Here is a 21286-nt window from a genome sequence, read left to right on the forward strand (position 1 = left end):
CGCCGGTCACGTCGAAACCAGGGCGCGGACCCTGAGTGAGGACTTCAGACATGCGCGGCACCGCACATCCCAGGCCCGACCTCCGGCGGCCGGACGCGCCGCCGGTGCCCTTCCGGAGCGCGACGGCCGGCTGAACCGATGCGTGCCGACCGCGAGTTCGCGTACGGCGCCGCTCTCGGCTTCCTCGGCGATCTCGTCGCGGGCGATCCGCGCCGCGGCCATCCGGTCGCGGCGTTCGGACGCGCGGCGGGGGCCCTGGAACGCCGCCTGTGGCGTGACCACCGCGGCGCCGGCGCCGCGCACACCGCGCTGTGCGCGGGCGGCGCCGTGGGCGTCGCCGTGCTGGCCCGGCGCGCGGCGCGCTCCCGGCCCGCGCTGTCCGTCGCGCTGACCGGGCTGGCCGCCTGGTCGGTACTGGGCGGCGCCTCGCTGGCCGGGGAGGCCCGGCTGGTCGGGGCGGCGCTGGAGGCGGGCGACCTGGCGGCCGCGCGGGCGCGGCTGCCGCATCTGTGCGGCCGCGACCCGCACGCGCTGGACGCCGAGGGGATCGCCCGCGCGGTAGTGGAGTCCGTCGCGGAGAACACCTCGGACGCGGTGGTGGGCGCCCTGCTGTGGGGCGGCGCGGCGGGCGTCCCCGGACTCGTCGGCTTCCGCGCGGTGAACACCCTGGACGCCATGGTCGGCCACCGCTCGCCGCGGTACCTGCGGTTCGGCTGGGCGGCCGCCCGGCTGGACGACGCGGCCGGCTACCCCGGGGCGCGGCTGACCGCGGCGCTCGCGGTGCTGGCCGGCCCGTACCCGGCGGCGGCGCTGCGCACCTGGCGTCGCGACGCCGCGGCGCACCCGAGCCCCAACGCGGGCCCGGTGGAGGCCGCGTTCGCCGGCGCGCTGCGGCTGCGCCTGGGCGGCAGCCTGTCGTACGGCGGCCGCGTGGAGCACCGCCCCGTGCTGGGCGCGGAGTTCGCCGCGCCGCGCCCCGCCGACATCGACCGCGCGGTACTGCTCTCCCGGCGTGTCGGCGCGCTCGCCCTGGCCGCGTCGGCCGCCCTGTCGCTGGCCCGCGGCGCCACCGGCCGGCCGCGCCACCGCGCGCAACCCGCCCCCGCGGCACGGGAGGTGGCGCCGTGAAGGGCCTGATGATCGCCGGGACCGGCTCGGACGTCGGCAAGAGCGTGGTCGTCGCCGGACTGTGCCGGTGGCTGCGGCGGCAGGGCGTGCGCGTCGCCCCCTTCAAGGGCCAGAACATGTCGCTGAACAGCTTCGTCACCCGCGACGGCGCGGAGATCGGCCGGGCGCAGGCGATGCAGGCGCAGGCCGCCGGGCTCGAACCGTCGGCGCTGATGAACCCCGTGCTGCTCAAGCCCGGCAGCGACCGCAGCAGCCAGGTGATCGTGCTGGGCCGTCCGGTCGGCGAGTTGAGCGCGCGCGGCTACCACGGCGGCCGGCAGGCCGAGTTGCTGGACACGGTGGCGGACTGCCTGGCCGAACTCGGCCGTACCCACGACGCGGTGGTCTGCGAGGGCGCCGGCAGCCCGGCCGAGATCAACCTGCGGCGGACCGACATCGTCAACATGGCGGTGGCCCGGCGCGGCCGGCTCCCGGTGCTGGTGCTCGGCGACATCGACCGCGGCGGGGTGTTCGCGTCGTTCTACGGCACCACCGCGCTGCTGGACGCGGCCGACCAGTCGCTGATCAGCGGCTACCTGGTGAACAAGTTCCGCGGCGACGTCACGCTGCTGCAACCGGGCCTGGACATGCTCGCCAAGCTCACCGGCCGCCCGACCCTGGGCGTGCTGCCGTACGCGCCGGGCCTGGGCATCGACGAGGAGGACGGGCTGCGCGCCCGCGAGTCGAAGGCGACCGCGCCGCCGCTGGGCGAGGACGTGCTGCGGGTGGCGGTCGCGGCCGTGCCGCTGATGTCGAACTTCACCGACCTGGACGCGCTGGCCGCGGAACCCGGCGTCGTGGTCCGCTTCGTGGACCGGCCGGAGGAGATGGAGGACGCCGACCTGGTGGTGCTGCCCGGCACCCGCGGCACCGTGCGCGCCCTGCAGTGGCTGCGCGACCGCGGCCTCGCCGCCGCCGTCCTGCGGCGGGCCGCGCAGGGCCGCCCGGTGCTGGGGATCTGCGGCGGCTTCCAGATGCTCGGCGAACGCATCGACGACGACGTCGAGTCGCGGGCCGGTACGGTCCCGGGCCTCGGACTGCTGCCGGTGCGGATCTCCTTCGCCGCCGCCAAGACGTTGGCCCGCCCGTCGGGCACCGCCTACGGGGCGCCGGTGGAGGGGTACGAGATCCACCACGGCGTCGCCCACTTCACCGGGCCGGCGCGCGGAGCGGCCGAACTCCACGGCGCGGACGCCGGGTTCGACGAGCCGTTCCTCGACGGCTGCCGGGTCGACGCGGTGTGGGGCACGCACTGGCACGGCTCGCTGGAGAGCGACGCGTTCCGCCGGGAGTTCCTGCGGCGGGTGGCCGCCGCGGCCGGGCGCCGCTTCGTGCCCACGCCGGACACCGACTTCGCCGCGCTGCGCGAGGCCCAGCTCGACCGCCTCGCCGACCTGGTCGACGAACACCTGGACACCGCCGCCCTGTTGCGGCTCATCGAGGACGGCGCGCCCGCCGGCCTCCCCTTCCTCGCACCGGGGGCACCATGAGCACCGTTCTGCTGCTGTCCACCGCCGACACCGACCTGCTGGCGGCCCGCGCCGCCTCCGCCGAGGCCGCGCCGGGCACCGTGTCCTACCGCATCGGCAACCCGGCGCGGGTCGATCCCGACGCCGACCTGCCCGCGCTGCTGGACGGCGCGGACCTGGCGGTCGTCCGGCTGCTCGGCGGCCGGCGCGCCTGGGAGCGGGGGCTCGACGTGCTCGCCGCGTCCGGGGTGCCGACGGTGCTGCTCGGCGGCGAGTCGGTGCCGGACGCCGAGCTGATGGCGATGTCGTCGGCGCCGGCCGGGGTCGTCGCGCAGGCGCTGCGCTACCTGGTCGAGGGCGGCCCCGGCAACCTCGCGCAACTCGCCCGGTTCCTCTGCGACACCGTGCTGATGAGCGGCGAGGGCTTCGAACCGCCGCACGCGATGCCGGAGTTCGGGCTGCACGGCGGGTACGCGGACCGGCACGTCCCGGGCCGCCCGACGGTCGCGGTGCTCTTCTACCGCGCCCACCAGCTCTCCGGGAACACCGCCTTCGTGGACACCCTGTGCGAGGCGATCGAGGCCAAGGGGGCCAACGCCCTCGCGCTGTACTGCGGTTCGCTGCGGGGCGCCGACCAGGGGCTGTACGACCTGCTGGGCCGCGCCGACGCGATCGTGGCGACGGTGCTGGCGTCCGGCGGCACCGTGGCGTCGCAGGCGAGCGCGGGCGGCGAGGACGAGACGTGGGACGTGGGGGCGCTCGCCGAGCTGGACGTGCCGGTGCTCCAGGGCCTGTGCCTGACCTCCTCGCGCAAGGCGTGGCAGGAGTCCGACGCGGCGCTGTCCCCGATGGACGCCGCGATGCAGGTGGCGATCCCGGAGTTCGACGGCCGCCTGATCACCGTGCCGTTCTCCTTCAAGGAGAGCGGCGAGGGCGACGTGCCGGTGTACGTGGCCGATCCGGAGCGGGCGGCGCGGGTGGCCGGGATCGCGGTGCGGCACGCGGCGCTGCGCCACACGCCGAACGAGGACAAGAAGATCGCCCTGGTCTTCACCGCCTACCCGACCAAGCACTCCCGGGTCGGCAACGCGGTCGGCCTGGATACCCCCGCGTCGGCCGTCCGGCTGCTGCACGCGCTGCGCGAGGCGGGTTACGCCACCGGCGACTTCCCCGACGACGGCGACGAGTTGATCCACCGGCTGATCGCGGCCGGCGGCCACGACGTGGAGTGGCTGACCGAGGAGCAGCTCGCCGCCGCGCCGGCCAGGGTGCCGCTGGCGGACTACCGGAGCTGGTTCGCCACCCTGGACGAGGAGTTGCGTGCCGGGATGCTGCGCCACTGGGGTGAGCCGCCGGGCTCGCTGTACGTGGACGGCGAGGGCGAGCGGGCGGACATCGTGCTGGCCTCGCTGCGGTTCGGCAACGTGGTGATCATGATCCAGCCGCCGCGCGGCTTCGGCGAGAACCCGATCGCGATCTACCACGACCCGGACATGCCGCCCTCGCACCACTACGTGGCCGCCTACCGCTGGCTGGACCGCACCTTCGGCGCCGACGCGATCGTGCACCTGGGCAAGCACGGCACCATGGAGTGGCTGCCCGGCAAGGGCCTCGGGCTGTCCGCGGGGTGCGCGCCGGACGCGGTGCTCGGCGAACTCCCGCTGGTCTACCCGTTCATCGTCAACGACCCCGGCGAGGGCACCCAGGCCAAGCGGCGCGGGCACGCCACCGTCGTGGACCACCTGGTGCCGCCGATGGCCCGCGCCGACTCGTACGGCGACCTGGCCAGGCTGGAGCAACTCCTCGACGAGTACGCCCTGGTGAAGGACCTGGACCCGACGAAGGCGCCGGCGGTCCGCGGCCGGATCTGGGAGCTGGTGCGGGCCGCGGAGCTCCACCACGACCTGCACGTGGACGAACAGCCAGACGAGGACGGCTTCGACGACTTCGTGCTGCACGTGGACGGCTGGCTGTGCGAGATCAAGGACGTCCAGATCCGGGACGGCCTGCACATCCTCGGCGGCGGCCCGGTCGGCGAGGCGCGGGTCAACCTGCTGCTGGCGGTGCTGCGTTCGGCCCAGGTCTGGGGTGGCGTGGGCGCCGCGCTGCCGGGTCTGCGGGCGGCGCTCGCCGGGTACTTCGGTTTGGTCGAGAAGGAGTTGCTGGCGACGCCCGGCGCGCCCGCGGACGTGCCCGCCGGGCTGACCGCGCTCGTGGACGGCCCGGCCCGTACCGCCTCCGACGCGGTGGACCTGCTGGAGCGGCTCGCCCGGCAACTCGCGGAGGCCATGGAGGCGTGCGGCTGGGCGCCGGGGGCGGCCGAGGACGTCGTGCACGAGGCGCTGCGCGGCCGCGACGTCCCCGACGTCGTACGGGTCCTGGAGTTCGCCGCCGCCGAGGTCGCGCCTCGGCTGGCCCGTACCGGTGACGAGATCACCCACATCCTGCGGGCGCTGCGCGGCGGTTACGTCCCCGCCGGGCCCTCCGGGTCGCCGACCCGGGGCCTGGTCAACGTGCTGCCGACCGGGCGCAACTTCTACTCCGTCGACCCCAAGGCGATCCCGTCCCGGCTGGCCTGGGACGTCGGTTCGGCGCTCGCCGACTCGCTGCTGGAGCGCCATGTCGCCGACACCGGCGCCTATCCGGCGTCGGTGGGGCTCACCGTGTGGGGCACCTCGTGCATGCGCACGCAGGGCGACGACATCGCGGAGATCCTCGCGCTGCTGGGCTGCCGGCCGGTGTGGGACGACGCGTCGCGCCGCGTCACCGGCTTCGAGGTGGTGGACGCGGCCGAGTTGGGGCGGCCCAGGATCGATGTCACGGTCCGCATCTCCGGCTTCTTCCGCGACGCCTTCCCGCACGTGGTCGCCCTGGTCGACGACGCGGTACGGGCGGTCGCCGAGCTGGACGAGCCCGCGGACGTCAACCACGTGCGGGCGCACGCCGACGAGGACACCGCGCTGCACGGCGACCGGCGGCGCGCCACCGCCCGCGTCTTCGGCTCCAAGCCCGGCGCCTACGGCGCGGGCCTGCTGCCGCTGATCGACGCCCGCAACTGGCGCTCGGACGCGGACCTCGCGGAGGTGTACGCGGTGTGGGGCGGCTACGCCTACGGCCGCGGGCTCGACGGCCGGGCCGCCCGCGGCGACATGGAGGCCGCCTTCCGCCGCATCCAGGTCGCCGCGAAGAACGTCGACACCCGCGAGCACGACCTGGTCGACGCGGACGACTACTTCCAGTACCACGGCGGCATGGTGGCGATGGTCCGCCATCTCACCGGCGCGTCCCCGCAGGCGTACGTCGGCGACAGCGCCGTCACCGACCAGGTCAGGACCCGCACCCTCGGCGAGGAGACGCACCGCGTCTTCCGGGCCCGGGTGGTCAACCCCCGCTGGATGGCGGCGATGCGGCGGCACGGCTACAAGGGGGCCTTCGAGATGGCCGCCACCGTCGACTACCTCTTCGGCTACGACGCCACCGCCGGCGTCGTCGACGACTGGATGTACGAGCGGTTGTCCGCCGAGTACGTCTTCGACCCGGAGAACGCGGACTTCATGAGGAAGTCCAACCCCTGGGCGCTGCGCGGGATCACCGAGCGGCTGCTCGAAGCAGCCGACCGCGGCCTGTGGGCCGCGCCCGACCCCGGGACCCTGGCCCGGCTCCGTGAGACGTACCTCGCCCTCGAAGGCGACCTGGAGGGCGACGCATGAGCATCCCGTATCCGTTCAGCGCACTGGTGGGCCAGGAGGAGCTGCGGCTGGCGCTCGCGCTGAACGCCGTGAGCCCCGCCGTGGGCGGCGTCCTGGTGCGCGGCGAGAAGGGCACCGCCAAGTCCACTGCGGTGCGCGCCCTTTCCGCGCTGCTCCCCGAGGTCGCCGTGGTGCCCGGCTGCCGTTTCAGCTGCGACCCGGCCGCGCCCGACCCGGCCTGCCCGGACGGCCCGCACCCCGTTGGCGCGCACGGCGCGGGGGAGTCCGCGGCGTCCCGGCCGGCCCGCCTGGTGGAACTGCCGGTGGGCGCCTCGGAGGACCGGCTGGTGGGCGCCCTGGACATCGAACGGGCCCTGGCCGACGGGGTGAAGGCGTTCGAGCCGGGCCTGCTCGCCGACGCGCACCGCGGCGTCCTGTACGTCGACGAGGTCAACCTGCTGCACGACCACCTCGTCGACCTGCTGCTGGACGCGGCGGCGATGGGCGCGAGTTACGTGGAGCGCGAGGGCGTCTCCGTGCGCCACGCGGCGCGTTTCCTGCTCGTCGGCACGATGAACCCGGAAGAGGGCGAGCTGCGCCCGCAGTTGCTCGACCGCTTCGGGTTGACCGTCGAGGTCGCCGCCTCCCGCGAGACCGACGAGCGCGTCGAGGTGGTCCGCCGCAGGCTGGCCTACGACGCCGATCCGGCCGCGTTCACCGCGCGTTGGGCCGGCGAGGAGGAGGCGCTGCGCCAACGCATCGCGGCTGCCCGGCGGTTGCTGCCGGACGTGCGGCTCGGAGACGCCGCGCTGCGGCAGATCGCCGCGACCTGCGCGGCGTTCGAGGTCGACGGGATGCGCGCGGACATCGTCATGGCGCGCACCGCGACCGCCCTCGCCGCGTGGGCGGGCCGCACCGTCGTACTCGCCGAGGACGTACGGCAGGCCGCGCTGCTGGCGCTGCCCCACCGGCGGCGCCGCAACCCCTTCGACGCGCCGGGCCTGGACGAGGACCGCCTCGACGAGACGCTGGAGCGCGAGGCCGGCTCGGACGAGGGCGACGAGGGCGGTGAAGGGGGCGGGGGCCGTGAAGGGGACGACGGCGAGGAGGACCCGGACCCGGACGGGCCGGGCGGCGGTGGCGCGCCGCCGCAGGACGCAGGACCGGGGCAGGACGGCGCGGACGGCGCGGACGGCGGCGACGACCGTTCCGGCGACGCCGCGCACCCCGGCGCGGGACCCGGCTCCGGACCCGCGCCGGCGCCCGGCCAGGACTCCCCCGGCGGCCCGGAGGGCGGGCCGGCCGGCGGCGAGCGGCCCGCGGCGGCCGCCACGGAGCCCTACCGGACCCGCGCGCTGAGCGTGCCCGGTCTCGGCGAGGGCGCGGCAGGGCGCAGGTCGCGGGCCAGGACCGCGCACGGCAGGACGACCGGCGACCGGCGGCCCGAGGGCGCCCTGACGGCGCTGCACCTGACCGCGACGATCCGGGCGGCGGCCCCCCACCAGCGGGCGCGCGGCCGCAGCGGACCGGGCCTCGTGGTGCGCAGGGACGACCTGCGGCAGGCCGTACGCGAGGGCCGCGAGGGCAATCTGGTGCTCTTCGTGGTCGACGCATCGGGGTCGATGGCCGCGCGGCAGCGCATGGGCGCGGTCAAGGGCGCGGTGCTGTCGCTGCTGCTCGACGCCTACCAGCGGCGCGACAAGGTCGGGCTGATCACCTTCCGGGGCGCCACGGCCGAACTGGCGCTGCCACCCACGTCGTCGGTGGACACCGGCGCCGCGCGGCTGGCGTCCCTGCCGACGGGCGGCCGTACGCCCCTGGCCGCCGGCCTGCTCAAGGCGCACGAGGTGCTGCGGGTGGAGCGGCTGCGGGACCCGGCGCGGCGGCCGCTGCTGGTCGTGGTGACCGACGGCCGCGCGACCGGCGGCGCGGAACCGGTCGCGCTCGCGGCCCGCGCCGCGCGGCTGCTGGCCGCCGCGGGGACCGCCGCGGTGGTCGTGGACTGCGAGTCGGGCCCGGTACGGCTCGGCCTCGCGGCCGCGCTCGCCGAGGAGTTGGGCGGTGTCGCGGTGACACCGGGCGAGTTGCGGGCGGACACGGTGTCCGCCCTGGTCAAGGACGTACGGAGGGCCGCCTGATGCCGCAGGGACAGCCGAGCGTGGTGCCGGACGACGGCCTGACGACCCGTCAGCGGCGCAACCGGCCGCTGACGATCGTCCACACGGGCACCGGCAAGGGCAAGTCGACCGCCGCCTTCGGGCTCGCGCTGCGGGCGTGGAACCAGGGGTGGCCGGTCGGGGTGTTCCAGTTCGTCAAGTCGGCCAAGTGGAAGGTCGGCGAGGAGCGCGCCCTGCGCGTCCTCGGCGACTCCGGCGAGGGCGGCACGGTCGCCTGGCACAAGATGGGCGAGGGCTGGTCCTGGGTGCAGCGCTCCCCCGAGTCCAACGAGGAGGCCGCCCGCGAGGGCTGGGCCCAGGTCCGCCGCGACCTTGCCGCCGAGACCTACCGGCTCTACGTGCTCGACGAGTTCGCCTACCCGATGCACTGGGGCTGGGTCGACACCGCCGAGGTCGTCTCCGTCCTGAACGCCCGCCCCGGCGCTCAACACGTCGTCATCACCGGCAGGAACGCTCCCCCCGCTCTCCTCGACGCCGCCGACCTCGTCACCGACATGACCAAGGTGAAGCACCCCATGGACGCGGGCCAGAAAGGTCAGCGAGGCATCGAATGGTAGAGGTGGGCTCCGCCCGGGGTGCGGCAACCGGTCCGCCCCGGGGACCGGCGGCTCACGCCGCCGCAGGCCGCGCCCGAGGCCCCGTCCTGGACCCCGCGGCTGCGCGTGCACCCCGACCCGGCCTCACGGCCGCGCCCGGGCCCGCCTCCCCGGCGAGCGGAGACCGCCGAGCGACGCCGGACGCGCGCAGCGCGGCAACCGCACCCGCGCAGGCGCAGGCGCAGGCACGGAGCATCCGCGCGGCGACCGGGCCCGCGAGGGCACGGAAGCCGCGACCCGCCGGGGCGCACGGTGGGGGGCCGGGGGTGCTGCCGCGGTTGGTGGTGGGGGCGCCGGCGTCCGGGAGTGGGAAGACGACGGTGGCGACCGGCCTGATGGCGGCGTTCGCCGCGCGAGGGCTCGCGGTCTCGCCGCACAAGGTCGGCCCGGACTACATCGATCCGGGGTACCACGCGCTCGCGACGGGTCGCCCCGGTCGCAATCTGGACCCCTTCCTGTGCGGGGAGGAGCGGATCGCACCGCTGTTCCTGCACGGCGCGGCCGGGTGCGAACTCGCCGTGGTCGAAGGGGTGATGGGCCTGTTCGACGGCGCCTCGGGCCACGGCGGGCTGGGCTCGACGGCGCAGGTCGCCAAGCTGCTGCAGGCCCCGGTGGTGCTCGTGGTCGACGCGTCGTCGCAGGCCCGCTCGGTGGCGGCGCTGGTGCACGGCTTCGCGTCCTGGGACCCGCAGGTGCGGCTCGGCGGCGTGGTGCTGAACCGGGTCGGCTCCGACCGGCACGAGCAGGTGCTGCGCGAGGCGCTGGACGAGGCGGGCGTGCCGGTGCTGGGGGCGCTGCGGCGCGCCGACGAGCTGCGGGTGCCGTCGCGGCACCTCGGCCTGGTGCCGGCGGCGGAGCGCGGCGCTGAGGCGCGGGCCTGGATCGGCGCGCTGACCGAGCGCGTGGCGGCGTCCTGCGACCTCGACGCGCTGTGGGCGCTGGCCCGTTCGGCGCCGCCGCTGACCGCCGCGCCCTGGGACGCGGCAGCCGAGGTGGGCCTGCCGGGCGGGAGCGTGGCCGGGCCGCGGCCGGTCGTGGCGGTGGCCCGCGGCGCCGCGTTCAGCTTCTCGTACGCCGAGCACGCGGAACTGCTGGAGGCGGCCGGCGCGCAGGTCGTGCCCTTCGACCCGCTCCAGGACGAGGCACTGCCCGAGGGCGCCCGCGGCCTGCTGCTCGGCGGCGGCTTCCCCGAGGTGCACGCCGCGGAGCTGTCCGCCAACGAGCCGCTGCGCAGGGCCGTCGCCGCCTTCGGCGGCCCGCTGGCCGCGGAGTGCGCGGGGCTGCTGTACCTGCTGCGCTCGCTCGACGGACGCCCGATGTGCGGGGTGCTGGACGCCACCGCGACGATGACCGACCGCCTCACGCTCGGCTACCGCCAGGCCGTCGCCCTCGGCGACGGGGTGCTGGCCGCGCCCGGCACCCGGCTGCGCGGGCACGAGTTCCACCGCACCGCGGTCGACCCCGCCTGCGGCCCCGAGCCCGCCTGGGGCTTCACCCAGCCGGCCGTCCGCCGCGAGGGATTCGTCCAGGGCCAGGTGCACGCCTCCTACCTGCATGTCCACTGGGCCGGCGAACCCTCGCTGGCCCGGCGCTTCGTCGAGAGGTGCAGCGCATGACCCTCCCCACCCCGGCCGCGCAGCCGGACCCGCGGTCGAACCCGCACCCGGTCGACGGTCCCAACCCGGCCGCGCCCGCGCGGCTGATCGGCGTCGGCGTCGGGCCCGGCGACCCGGAACTGGTCACCGTCAAGGGCGTCAACGCGCTGCGGGACGCGGCAGCGATCGTCGTCCCGGTGCTGGACAGCGGCGAGTTGGGCCGCGCCGAGGCGACCGTACGGCACTACGCCGACCCCGCCAGGATCGTCCGTGTCGTCTTCGCGCTCAACGAGCGCACCGACCGCGCCCGGCGCGAGGCCGCGTGGGACGCCGCGGGCGAGCGCGTCGCCGAACTCCTGCGCACGCACGGCACGGTGGCGTTCGCGACCATCGGCGACCCCAACGTGTACTCGACGTTCACGTACCTCGCGCACACCGTACGGGCCCTGCTGCCCGGCACGGTGGTGGAGAGCGTGCCGGGCATCACCGCGATGCAGGACCTGGCCGCGCGCAGCGGCGCCGTACTCGCCGAGGGCACCGAGCCGTTGACGCTGGTGCCGGTGACCGCGGGCGCCGCGGTGCTGAAGGACGCGCTGGAGGGGCCCGGCACGGTCGTGGCCTACAAGTTCGGCCGGCTGGCCGCCGAGGTCGCCGCGGCACTGCACGCCACCGGGCGCACCGAGGGCGCGGTGTGGGGCAGTTCGCTGGGGCTGCCCGCCGAGTCGATCCGGCCCGCGGCCGAACTGCTCGACGCTCCGCTGCCGTATCTGTCGACGCTGATCGCGCCCGCTCCGCGGGACGGCAGCCGGGGAGGAAAACTGTGAACGCCGAGGCCGCACGTACGGACGGGCCGGTCGCGCCGGCGCAGCCGGGCAAGGTCACCATCGTGGGCGCCGGACCCGGCGCCGCCGACCTGCTGACCTTCCGCGCCGCCCGCGCCATCGCCGAGGCCGACGTGGTGATCTGGGCGGCCAGCCTCGTCCAGGTGGAGGTCCTGCAGCACGCCAGGGACGACGCGGAGATCCTGGACTCGGCGGGCATGCCGCTGGAGGACGTCGTCGCGGTGTACGCGCGGGCGCACCGCGAGGGCCTGAGGGTCGCGCGCGTCCACTCCGGGGATCCGGCGCTGTGGGGGGGCACGCAGGAGCAGGTCGACCGGTGCGCGGAGCTCGGCATCGAGGTGGAGATCGTGCCGGGGGTGTCCTCGTTCTCGGCCGTCGCGGCGCTGGCCGGGCGGGAGTTGACGATCCCGGAGGTCGCGCAGTCGGTGATCCTGACCCGGCTGGGCGGCGGCAAGACGCCCATGCCGCCGGGCGAGGAGGTACGGGAGTTCGCCCGGCACGGCACCACGATGGCGGTCTTCCTCTCCGCCGCCCGGTCCGGGCAGCTCGCCGCGGAGCTGCTGGAGGGCGGATACCGCACCGACACCCCGGTGGTGATCGCCCATCAGGTCAGCTGGCCCGAGGAGCTGCTGGTGCACTGCACCGTCGGCACCCTGGAGGAGACCGTGAAGGCCCACAGGTTGTGGAAGCACACGCTCTTCCTGGTCGGCCCGGCGCTGGCGGCGACCGGCACCCGCTCGCACCTGTACCACCCGGGCCACTTCCACGGTTTCCGCCGCGCCGACCCGGCGGCCCGCCGCGCCCTGCGCGAGGCCCGCGCGGCCCGCGAGACCGACCGGCCCCGCGAAGCCAGGAGCTGAGCGGCATGATCACGGTGATCGGCACAGGTACGGGCGCGGGCACAGGGACCGGTGCGGCCGCGGGGCCGCTCGCGCTGGGCGCCGCCGACCTGGTGGTCGGCGCGGCACGGCACCTGGACGCGGCGCAACTGCCGCCGCACGCCCGCCGCCTGGAGCTGGGACCGCTCGCGCCCGCCCTCGACGTCGTCGCGCGGTACGTGCGCGAGGAGCGGCCGGTGACCGTGCTGGCCTCTGGCGACCCGGGCTTCTTCGGGATCGTCCGGGCGCTCGGCGAGCGGTTCGGGCCGGCCGCGCTGGACGTGCGGCCCGCCGCGCCCTCGATCGCGACGGCCTTCGCCCGGCTCGGGCTGAGCTGGGACGACGCGGTCGTGGTGAGCGCGCACGGCAGGGCGCTGCGGACCGCGGTGAACGTCTGCCGGGCGCACCGCAAGGTCGCGGTGCTCACCGGGCCGGGCGCCGGCCCCGCGGAGCTGGGTGCGGCGCTGGCCGCCGCCGGGGAAGGGGCCGGGCAAGAGGTCGAGCAAGGGGCCGGGGCCGCCAGGACACTGGTGGTGGCCTCGGCGCTCGGCACGGCCGAGGAATCCGTCGTACGGGTCTCCCCCGCGCAGGCGGCGGGCCGTCCGTGGCCCGCGGCCGGGTCGGTCGTGCTGTGCCTGGGGCCGGGCGCCTCACTGCCGGCGGCCCAGGCGCGCACGGTCGCGGGACCGCCCGCCGCGCCCGCCCGATGGGCGCTGCCGGAGGAGGAGTTCGCGCACCGCGACTCGATGGTGACCAAGGCCGAGGTGCGGGCGCTGGTGCTGGCGCGCCTCGGCCCGCGCACCGGCGATCTGGTGTGGGACGTCGGCGCCGGGTCCGGTTCGGTGGCGGTGGAGTGCGCGCGGTTCGGCGCCGCGGTGGTCGCCGTGGAGCGCGACGCGGACGGCGTGGCGCGCATCCGGGCCAACGCGGCGGCGCACGGCGTGGACGTCGAGGCGGTGCACGGCGCCGCGCCCGGCGTGCTCGGACGGCTCCCCGAGCCGGACGCGGTGTTCATCGGCGGCGGCGGCGCCCGGCTGCCCGCGATCGTGGCGCGGTGCGCGGAGCGCGCCCGCCGGTCGGTGGTCGTGACGCTGGCGGCGGTGGACCGGGTGGCCGCGGTGCGCGGCGCGCTGCGCGCGGCCGGGCTCGTGACGGACGGCGTGCTGCTGCAGGCGTCGCGGCTGGCGCCGCTGCCGGGCGAGGTGTCGCGGCTCGCCGCGGTCAACCCGGTGTTCGTGGTGTGGGGCATCCGCCCCGAGGCGGTCGCGGGGCCGGTTCCGGTCCGCGAACCGGGTTTTGCGGAGAGGACGTTGACGTGATCGGGCTTGTGGCGGCGACGGTTGCCGGCCGGCAGGGGTGCGAGCGGCTGGCCGCGGCCTGGCCGGGGCGCACGCGGACCTACCAGGGGCCGGTGAAGGAGGCGTTGGCGGCGGCGTTCGGGGAGTGCGAGCAGGTGGTCGCCTTCCTCGCGGCGGGCGCCGTGGTGCGGCTGGTCGCGCCGCTGCTGTCGGCCAAGCGGGACGACCCGGGCGTGGTCACCGTGGACGAGGCGCACCGCCACGCGGTGGCGCTGCTGGGCGGTCACGCGGGCGGCGCCAACGCGCTCGCCGCCGCGGTCGGGGAGGTGCTCGGCGCGGCACCCGTCGTCACCACGGCCACGGACGCGGTGGCGATCACCGCGCTGGACACGCTGCCGTATCCGGCGCAGGGGCCGATCGCCGCGGTCACCCGGGCGGTCCTGGACGGTGAGCGGGTGCCGCTGTACGCCGACACGCCCTGGCCGCTGCCTCCGCTCCCCCTCGATCACGCGCCGGCCCCCGGGACGGCGCCCCCGGCCTCGACGCCGGCCGCCGTGTGGGTGACCGACCGCGTGGTGCGACCCGCCGCGGACGCGACCGCCCAGGAGACTGGGACCGCCGACGGAACTGGGGCCGGGGCCGAGAACGGGACCGGGGCCGGGGCCGGGACGGGGCGGATCGTGTTCGTACGGCCGCCGTCGCTGGTGGTCGGCGTCGGCGCCAGCCGCGGCGTCGGTGAGCAGGAGGTCGTGGAGCTGGTGCACGCCGCGCTGGACGGCGCCGGGCTCGCCCGGCTAAGCGTCGCCGCACTGGCGACCGTGGACGCGAAGAAGGACGAGCCCGGGATCGTGGGAGCGGCCGCGCGGCTGGGCGTTCCGCTGCTGACGTACCCCGCGCAGGCGCTCGCCGCCGTGCCGGTGCCGAATCCCTCCGCGGCGCCGCTGGCCGCCGTGGGCACACCGTCGGTGGCCGAGGCGGCCGCCCTGCTCGGCGCCGGGCCGGGCGGTGAACTCGCCGTCGAGAAGCGCAAGTCGGCGATGGCGACCGCCGCCGTCGCCCGCCGCAGGGCGCGCGGCCGGCTCGCCGTGGTCGGCCTCGGGCCGGGCGCCCGCGACCTGCTGACCCCGCGGGCCGCGGCGGAGCTGCGCCGGGCGTCGGTGGTCGTCGGCCTCGACCAGTACGTCGCGCAGATCCGCGATCTGCTCCCGCCCGGCACCCGGGTGCTGGAGTCGGGGCTCGGCGCCGAGGAGGAGCGCGCCCGCACGGCCGTCGCGCAGGCCCGTGCGGGCCACGCGGTCGCCCTGATCGGCAGCGGCGACGCCGGCGTGTACGCGATGGCCTCCCCCGCGCTGGCCGAGGCCGCCGACGACATCGACGTGGTGGGGGTGCCCGGGGTCACCGCGGCGCTGGCCGCCGCCGCGCTGCTGGGCGCGCCGCTGGGCCACGACCACGTGTCGATCAGCCTGTCCGACCTGCACACCCCGTGGGACGTGATCGAGCGCCGGGTGCGGGCCGCGGCCGAGTCGGACCTGGTGGTCACCTTCTACAACCCGCGCAGCCGCGGCCGCGACTGGCAGCTGCCGAAGGCGCTGTCGATCCTGGCCGGGCACCGCGCGCCCGACACCCCGGTGGGCATCGTGCACGCCGCTTCCCGCCCGGACGAGCGGACCGCGATCAGCACGCTCGCCGCTTTCGACGTGACCACCGTGGACATGGTGACGGTGGTGACCGTGGGCAACACCGCGACCCGTGTCGTCGCCGGCCGCATGGTCACCCCCCGTGGCTACCGGTGGCAGTCATGACCTCAAGGAGCACCGTGATCCGTACCCGTACGGTCCACCCCATCGAGCAGGAGTCCTTCCGCATCCTGCGGTCCCGGCTGGACACCTCCGATCTGCCGCCGCTGCGGCGGGCGGTGCTCGAGCGGGTGATCCACTCCAGCGCCGACCTCGGCTACGCCACCGACCTGGTCGCGGACGAGGCCGAACTGCGCGCCGCACACGCGGCGTTGCACTCGGGCGCGCCGGTCGTCGCGGACGTCGAGATGGTCGCCGCGGGCGTCACCGCGCGGCGCGCGGTGTGCCGGCTGGCGGACGCCGTCTCCAGCACCGGCCTGACCCGCAGCGCGCACGCGATGCGCCTGGCGTACGGGGAGGTCGGCCCCGGCGCGGTGTGGGTGATCGGCTGCGCCCCGACCGCGCTGGAGGAGCTGATCGCGCTGCACGCCGCGCCCGCGCTGGTGATCGGCATGCCGGTCGGCTTCGTGGGCGCCGCGCAGAGCAAGGCGCACCTGCGCGCGTCGGGGCTGCCCGCGGTCAGCAACATCTCCGAGAAGGGCGGCTCCGCGGTGGCCGCCGCCGCGCTCAACGCCCTGCTCTACACGCCGTACCCGCAGTCCCCAGGCAAGGAGAACGACCAGTGACCGCCCCCGCCCTGCTCCTCGTCGGCCACGGCACCCGCGACGAGGCCGGCGCCGAGACCTTCCGTGCCTTCGTCGCCCAACTGGCCGCCGCCCACCCCGAACTGCCGGTGGGCGGCGGGTTCATCGAACTGTCGCCGCCGCCGCTGGCCGACTCCGTCGCGGCGATGGCTGCGGACGGCGTACGGGAGTTCGCCGCGGTGCCGCTGGTGCTGGTGTCCGCCGGCCACGCCAAGGGCGACATCCCGGCGGCCCTGGCCCGCGAGAAGCAGCGCCATCCGGGCACGTCGTTCGCGTACGGCCGCCCGCTGGGCCCGCACCCGGGGTTGCTGGCCGTCCTGGAGCGGCGGCTCGACGAGGCGGTGGCCGGCGCGGACCGGGCGGCGACCACGGTGCTGCTGGTGGGCCGCGGTTCGACCGACCCGGACGCCAACGCCGAGGTGTTCAAGGCGGCCAGGCTGCTGTGGGAGGGCCGCGGACTGGCGGGCGTCGAGACGGCGTTCGTGTCGCTGGCCGATCCGTCGGTGCCGGCCGGTCTTGAGCGCTGCCGCCGGCTGGGCGCGACCCGCGTGGTGGTGCTGCCGTACTTCCTCTTCCCCGGGGTGCTGCCGGACCGGGTACGGGAGCAGGCCCACGGCTGGGCGCGGGACGCGCCGGGCGTGGACGTGCGCTGTGCGGACGTGATCGGCCCCGAGCCGGAGCTGGCCGCGCTGGTCATGGAGCGCTACCACGAGACGCTCGGGGGCGACCTGCGGATGAACTGCGACAGTTGCGTGTACCGGGTCAAGCTGCCCGGCTTCGAGGACCGGGTGGGCGCGCCGCAGCAGCCGCACCACCACCCGGACGACCCGGGACACGACCACGGCCACGGCCACGCGCACAGCGGTCACCATGCGCACTCCCACTGAGCCCGCCGCCGGACCGGGCACGCCGGCCGGCGCAGGCCCGGCGGCCCCCGCGGACACGACGAACACCGCGGACCCGGCGGGCATGACGGACCCGGCGGACCCGGACGGCTACGACCTGCGGCACCACGGGGACGCGGAGGTCGGCGAGGGACTCGTCGACCTCGCGGTCAACGTCCGCGCCGGCACGCCCCCTTCGTGGCTCGCGCAGCGGATCGCCGGCTCGCTTGCCGGACTCGCCGGCTACCCCGACGGCCGGACCGCCCGGCGCGCGGTGGCCGCCCGGCACGGCAGGCCGGACGCCGAGGTGCTGCTGACGGCGGGCGCCGCCGAGGCGTTCGTGCTGCTCGCGCGGGCGCTGCGGCCGCGGCGCGTGGCCGTGGTGCACCCGCAGTTCACCGAGCCCGAGGCGGCGCTGCGCGCCGCGGGTCACCCGGTGGAGCGCGTCGTGCTGCGCGCGGCCGACGGCTTCCGGCTGGACCCCGCGCGGGTCCCGCAGGACGCGGACCTGGTGCTGCTCGGCAATCCGACGAACCCCACCTCGGTGCTCCATCCGGCGGCGGCGGTTCGGGAGTTGGCCCGCCCGGGGCGCACGCTGGTGGTCGACGAGGCGTTCATGGACGCGGTGCCGGGCGAGCGCGAGTCGCTGGCCGCAGCGGCGGACGTGCCGGGCCTGGTGGTGCTGCGCAGCCTCACCAAGACCTGGGGGCTCGCCGGGCTGCGGGTGGGCTACGTGCTGGCGGAGCCGCCGACGGTGGCGGCGCTGGAACGGGCCCAGCCGCTGTGGGCGGTCTCCACGCCCGCGCTCGCCGCGGTGGAGGCGTGCATGTCGCCGCGGGCGCTGGCCGAAGCCGCCGAGGCGGCCAGGACGGTGACCGCGGAGCGGGCGTACCTGGTCGAACGGCTGCGCGGGCTGGCGGCCACCGGACTGGAGGTCGCGGGCGACACCCCGGCCGCGCCGTTCCTGCTGCTGCGCCTGCCGGACGCGGCCGGGGTGCGGCTGCGGCTGCGCGACCTGGGGTACGCGGTGCGCCGCGCCGACACCTTCCCCGGGCTCGGGCCGGACTGGCTGCGGATCGCGGTCAGGGACCGCCGTACGGCCGACGGCTTCGCCAACGCCCTCGCCACCGCTATGGCTTGACCCCCAGCGCGGTCAGGTCGACGCCGCCGAGCACCTGTTGCTCGTAGACGTTGGTCAACCGCGGCCCGCGGTAGATCAGATGGCGGACGTAGACGAGCGGGACCATGGTGGACTCGCTCATCACCTTCGCGTCGATCCCCGCCCAGTCCGACGCGGCCTCGGCCGGGTCGGACTGGGCGTCCGCGGTGTCCACCAGGGCGTTGATCTCGCTGTCGTCGAGACCGGAGTAGTTCGTGGAGCTGCCGGGCTCGATCAGGGTGCGCAGGAAGCCGCCCCCGGTCGGCCAGTCGGCGGCCCAACTGGTCAGCACCATGCCCCACTTCTTGGCCTTGAGCCGGGCCGGCGACAGCAGGTCCTGGTAGAAGGTCTCCGTCGGCTCGGTCACCACGTGTGCGGTGATGCCGACCGCGGCCAGGGACGTCTTGATCGACTGCATCGCTTCGGCGCTCGCGCCGGAGTCGGCTCCGGCCAGGGTGACCGGGAAGCCGTTCGGCCGGCCGCAGGCGGCCAGTTGCTTCTTCGCCTCGTCCGGGAAGGACACGCCGAGGCTGGTGCCGAAGGGCGTGGCGGCCGGGTCGTGGCCGTCGCTGGTGGGCGGCAGCATGGTGGTCGCCACGTCGCCGCCGTTGTACTGCCCGCCGAAGACGGCCCGCACCGAGGCCCGGTCCACCGCGTACTGCACCGCCCAGCGGCACCGGTAGTCGCCGAAGGGGGCGACACCGGTCTGCAGGCTGAGGAAGCGGGTGGCGCCGTTGTAGGCGAGGTCGGTGTCAGCCTTCAGCGTGGGGCTGCCGAGGATCTTCGTCTCGGTGGCGTCGGAGAGGGTGGCCGCGTCGATGTCCAGGTCGGCGCTGCCGTCGAGCAGCGCGGCCTCGACGGCGTTGCGGTCGGCCAGGTACGTCAGGTCGATCGTGTCGGGCAGCGCGGAGTGCACGGTGTCGGTGGCCGGGTCCCACTCGGGGTTGCGGACCAGTTTCAGGCTCTTGCCCTGGTCGTAGGAGGCCACCTCGTACGGGCCGCTGGCCATCGGGTGCTGCTCGTACGTCTTGCCGCCCCGCTGTCGGCCAGCCGCGGCACGGGCGCGCCGACGGACAGCGCCAGCACGTAGCGGAAGTCCGCGAAGGGCTTGGCGAGGGTGAAGGAGATGGTGGCGGCGTCCGGTGTGGCCACCGACTTCAGGCCCAGCTCGGTGGGGTCGCCGTCCTCGTACGGGCCCGGGTAGTGCTGGCCCTCGTCGAGGAGTTCGGGGAAGTAGGAGGGGCCGCCGGGGAAGACGTCACGGGCGAAGGTCCGCTCGACCCCGTATTTGACGTCCATCGACGTGATCGGCGAGCCGTCCTGGTACTTCACCCCGGGCTTGAGGTGGAAGGTCCAGGTCAGCCCGTCGGAGCTGACCTTGCCCGTGTCGGTGGCCAGGTCGGGGACGACGGTGCGGCCGGCCGCGCCCGGCGCGGGCACGTAGTCGACCAGCTTGCGCAGGAAGAGGCGCTGCACGTTCCAGGCGGGCTGCTCGTAGGTGGCCGCCGGGTCCAGGAGGTTCAGCGGCGGGTCGGTGGCGACGAGACGCAGGGTGCCGCCCTTGGCCGTGGAGGGGCGGACGACGCCGTCGAGGCCGCCGCCGTAGCCACTGCCGCGCTTGCCGCCGTGCAACCGCAGCGCGGCGTCCTGGACGGTGCTGCCGGTCGGGCCCGACCGGTGCGTGGGTGTCGGTCCCGCGCTCCCGCCCAGCGGTCCGAAGGCCAGCGCCACGGTGACGCCGACGGCCACCACGGCCACGCCGGCCGCGGCCGCGGTCCAGCGGCGCCTGCGCCGCCGGCGGGCGAGGTCCCCGGTGCCGGCGGGCGGGTCGGCCGTGGGGGCGGGGTGCGCGGCCGGGTCCTGCGCCGGCGGGCTGGGCGGGTGGTTGTCGTGCGGCGGCGGGGTGCCCGGCAGATACGGCGGCGGCAGCGGCACCTGCGGGGTGCGGGAGTACGCGGGGTGCTCGGCCGCGGCCGGCGGCGGGGCGGCCACGGCGGGAGCCGGGGACGCGTCCCGCGGTACGGCGGGGGCGGCAGCGCCGGGGCCGGCCGCCGAGTCCGCGCCGGGCAGGACCGGCAGCCGCGCGCCGACACCGTACGTGGCCCGCGGGTCGCTGGGCCGCGGGCCGGGGACCTGGGGGCCCGCACCCTGCGCGGGCGTCGCAGGGGTCGCGGGGTCCCCGGAAACCGCGGGAGGCGGCGGCGGGAGCGCGGCGGGCGGGACGGCGGGGTCGGCGAACGCGCCCGCGCCTGCCGCGGCCAGCCAGCCGCGCAGCCGGTTGCGGAAGACCGCGGCGTCCGCGGGCCGGTCCGCGGGGTCCTTGGCGAGCGCGTGGAGGGTCAGGGCGTCCAGCTCCTTGCCGACCCTGGCATTGCGCGACGACGGCTCGGGCGGCGGGGTGTGGACGTGCCAGTACATCAGGTTGATCGGGTTGCCGTCGGTGAACGGCGGCTTGCCGGTGAGGAGTTCGACCAGCACGCAGCCCACCGCGTACACGTCGCTGCGGGCGTCCACGTCGTGGCCGTTGATCTGCTCGGGCGACATGTAGCTGGGCGTGCCGATCGCCGAGCCGGTGGCGGTCAGCCGCTGGTCGGCGTCGAGCACCCGCGCGATGCCGAAGTCGGCGACCTTGACCGCGCCTTCGGTGGTGATCAGCACGTTGGCGGGCTTCACGTCGCGGTGCACGGTGCCGCGGCTGTGCGCGTGGGCCAGCGCGTCGAGGATGTCGCAGACGATGCGCACCGCCTGCGCGGGCTCCAGCGGGGCGTGCTCCCGCACGAGTTGGGCCAGCGTGGTGCCGGGCACGTACTCCATCACCAGGTACGGCACGACCGTGTCGCCGTCGCGCACCTCGTCCTGGTCGTGGACGGTGACGATGCCGGGGTGGTTCAGGGCGCCCGCCGCCTGTGCCTCGCGGGCGAACCTGCGCCGCGCGTCGGGGTTGTCGGCCAGCTCGGGCAGCAGCGTCTTGACCGCGACGACGCGGCCCATCCGGGTGTCGCGGGCCCGGTGCACGCGGGCCATTCCGCCGTGGCCGAGCAGCCCGAGCACCTGGTACCGACCCGCGAACAGACCCTCGCTCATTCCCCGCC

15 protein-coding genes are annotated in these 21286 nt (G+C 76.4%); 13 read left to right on the plus strand and 2 right to left on the minus strand.

The features are described 5' to 3' along the window. The first annotated feature begins 138 nt into the window (after positions 1-138). The 13 genes from V2S66_RS05510 (at position 139) to cobC (ending at position 18176) form a co-directional block, all read left to right on the plus strand. Entirely contained in the window at positions 139-1128 is a 990-nt protein-coding gene (locus tag V2S66_RS05510; protein WP_330793312.1) for a cobalamin biosynthesis protein, read from the plus strand. Positions 1129-1136: 8 nt separating this feature from the next. Beyond that, positions 1137-2657 carry a cobyric acid synthase gene (locus V2S66_RS05515; protein ID WP_330793566.1) on the plus strand — a complete coding sequence of 507 codons (1521 nt, stop codon included), beginning with the start codon at positions 1137-1139 and terminating at the stop codon, positions 2655-2657. After that, a complete protein-coding gene (gene cobN / locus V2S66_RS05520; protein WP_330793313.1) occupies positions 2654-6346 on the plus strand; it encodes a cobaltochelatase subunit CobN in 3693 nt (1230 codons plus the stop codon). Before V2S66_RS05515 ends, cobN begins: the two co-directional genes overlap by 4 nt. Next, complete coding sequence (locus V2S66_RS05525; RefSeq protein ID WP_330793314.1) at positions 6343-8463, plus strand: putative cobaltochelatase; 2121 nt, start codon at positions 6343-6345, stop codon at positions 8461-8463. Before cobN ends, V2S66_RS05525 begins: the two co-directional genes overlap by 4 nt. Continuing rightward, positions 8463-9059 (plus strand): cob(I)yrinic acid a,c-diamide adenosyltransferase, encoded by a 597-nt coding sequence (gene cobO / locus V2S66_RS05530; protein WP_330793315.1) that lies wholly within the window; start codon positions 8463-8465, stop codon positions 9057-9059. The genes V2S66_RS05525 and cobO overlap by 1 nt, the downstream gene beginning before the upstream one ends. Before the next feature lie 305 nt (positions 9060-9364). Beyond that, entirely contained in the window at positions 9365-10714 is a 1350-nt protein-coding gene (locus V2S66_RS05535; protein WP_330793316.1) for a cobyrinate a,c-diamide synthase, read from the plus strand. Further along, positions 10711-11517, plus strand: a complete 807-nt coding sequence (cobI, locus tag V2S66_RS05540) for a precorrin-2 C(20)-methyltransferase (RefSeq protein WP_330793317.1) — start codon at positions 10711-10713, stop codon at positions 11515-11517. The genes V2S66_RS05535 and cobI overlap by 4 nt, the downstream gene beginning before the upstream one ends. After that, a complete protein-coding gene (gene cobM, locus V2S66_RS05545; protein WP_330793318.1) occupies positions 11514-12395 on the plus strand; it encodes a precorrin-4 C(11)-methyltransferase in 882 nt (293 codons plus the stop codon). The genes cobI and cobM overlap by 4 nt, the downstream gene beginning before the upstream one ends. 5 nt (positions 12396-12400) lie before the next feature. After that, positions 12401-13732, plus strand: a complete 1332-nt coding sequence (gene cbiE / locus V2S66_RS05550) for a precorrin-6y C5,15-methyltransferase (decarboxylating) subunit CbiE (protein ID WP_330793319.1) — start codon at positions 12401-12403, stop codon at positions 13730-13732. Beyond that, entirely contained in the window at positions 13729-15513 is a 1785-nt protein-coding gene (gene cobJ / locus V2S66_RS05555; RefSeq protein WP_330793320.1) for a precorrin-3B C(17)-methyltransferase, read from the plus strand. The genes cbiE and cobJ overlap by 4 nt, the downstream gene beginning before the upstream one ends. 14 nt (positions 15514-15527) lie before the next feature. Beyond that, positions 15528-16133, plus strand: coding sequence for a precorrin-8X methylmutase (locus V2S66_RS05560; protein WP_413966301.1), 606 nt, complete (start codon positions 15528-15530; stop codon positions 16131-16133). Next, a complete protein-coding gene (locus V2S66_RS05565) occupies positions 16130-17038 on the plus strand; it encodes a sirohydrochlorin chelatase (RefSeq protein ID WP_330793322.1) in 909 nt (302 codons plus the stop codon). The genes V2S66_RS05560 and V2S66_RS05565 overlap by 4 nt, the downstream gene beginning before the upstream one ends. 82 nt (positions 17039-17120) lie before the next feature. Then, positions 17121-18176, plus strand: a complete 1056-nt coding sequence (gene cobC, locus V2S66_RS05570) for an Rv2231c family pyridoxal phosphate-dependent protein CobC (protein ID WP_330793567.1) — start codon at positions 17121-17123, stop codon at positions 18174-18176. Here cobC and V2S66_RS05575 read toward each other — a convergent pair. Then, the gene (locus tag V2S66_RS05575; protein WP_330793323.1) at positions 18166-19203 is read right to left on the minus strand and encodes an ABC transporter substrate-binding protein; all 1038 of its coding nucleotides are present in this window, start codon (positions 19201-19203) and stop codon (positions 18166-18168) included. The two genes, cobC and V2S66_RS05575, sit on opposite strands and share 11 nt — an antisense overlap. Beyond that, positions 19152-21278, minus strand: coding sequence for a protein kinase domain-containing protein (locus tag V2S66_RS05580; RefSeq protein ID WP_330793324.1), 2127 nt, complete (start codon positions 21276-21278; stop codon positions 19152-19154). Before V2S66_RS05580 ends, V2S66_RS05575 begins: the two co-directional genes overlap by 52 nt. Between the last annotated feature and the right edge of the window lie 8 nt (positions 21279-21286).

Origin of the sequence: Actinacidiphila polyblastidii (assembly GCF_036353415.1) — a bacterium.
In the GTDB taxonomy this organism is placed as follows: domain Bacteria; phylum Actinomycetota; class Actinomycetes; order Streptomycetales; family Streptomycetaceae; genus Actinacidiphila; species Actinacidiphila polyblastidii.

Excerpts from the sequence above, each read along its gene's own strand:
- V2S66_RS05510 (WP_330793312.1), top strand. The coding sequence starts at position 139 with ATGCGTGCCGACCGCGAGTTCGCGTACGGCGCCGCTCTCGGCTTCCTC.
- V2S66_RS05515 (WP_330793566.1), top strand. The coding sequence starts at position 1,137 with ATGATCGCCGGGACCGGCTCGGACGTCGGCAAGAGCGTGGTCGTCGCC.
- cobN (WP_330793313.1), top strand. The coding sequence starts at position 2,654 with ATGAGCACCGTTCTGCTGCTGTCCACCGCCGACACCGACCTGCTGGCG.
- V2S66_RS05525 (WP_330793314.1), top strand. The coding sequence starts at position 6,343 with ATGAGCATCCCGTATCCGTTCAGCGCACTGGTGGGCCAGGAGGAGCTG.
- cobO (WP_330793315.1), top strand. The coding sequence starts at position 8,463 with ATGCCGCAGGGACAGCCGAGCGTGGTGCCGGACGACGGCCTGACGACC.
- cobI (WP_330793317.1), top strand. The coding sequence starts at position 10,711 with ATGACCCTCCCCACCCCGGCCGCGCAGCCGGACCCGCGGTCGAACCCG.
- cbiE (WP_330793319.1), top strand. The coding sequence starts at position 12,401 with ATGATCACGGTGATCGGCACAGGTACGGGCGCGGGCACAGGGACCGGT.
- cobC (WP_330793567.1), top strand. The coding sequence starts at position 17,121 with ATGACGGACCCGGCGGACCCGGACGGCTACGACCTGCGGCACCACGGG.
- V2S66_RS05575 (WP_330793323.1), bottom strand. The coding sequence starts at position 19,203 with ATGGCCAGCGGCCCGTACGAGGTGGCCTCCTACGACCAGGGCAAGAGC.
- V2S66_RS05580 (WP_330793324.1), bottom strand. The coding sequence starts at position 21,278 with ATGAGCGAGGGTCTGTTCGCGGGTCGGTACCAGGTGCTCGGGCTGCTC.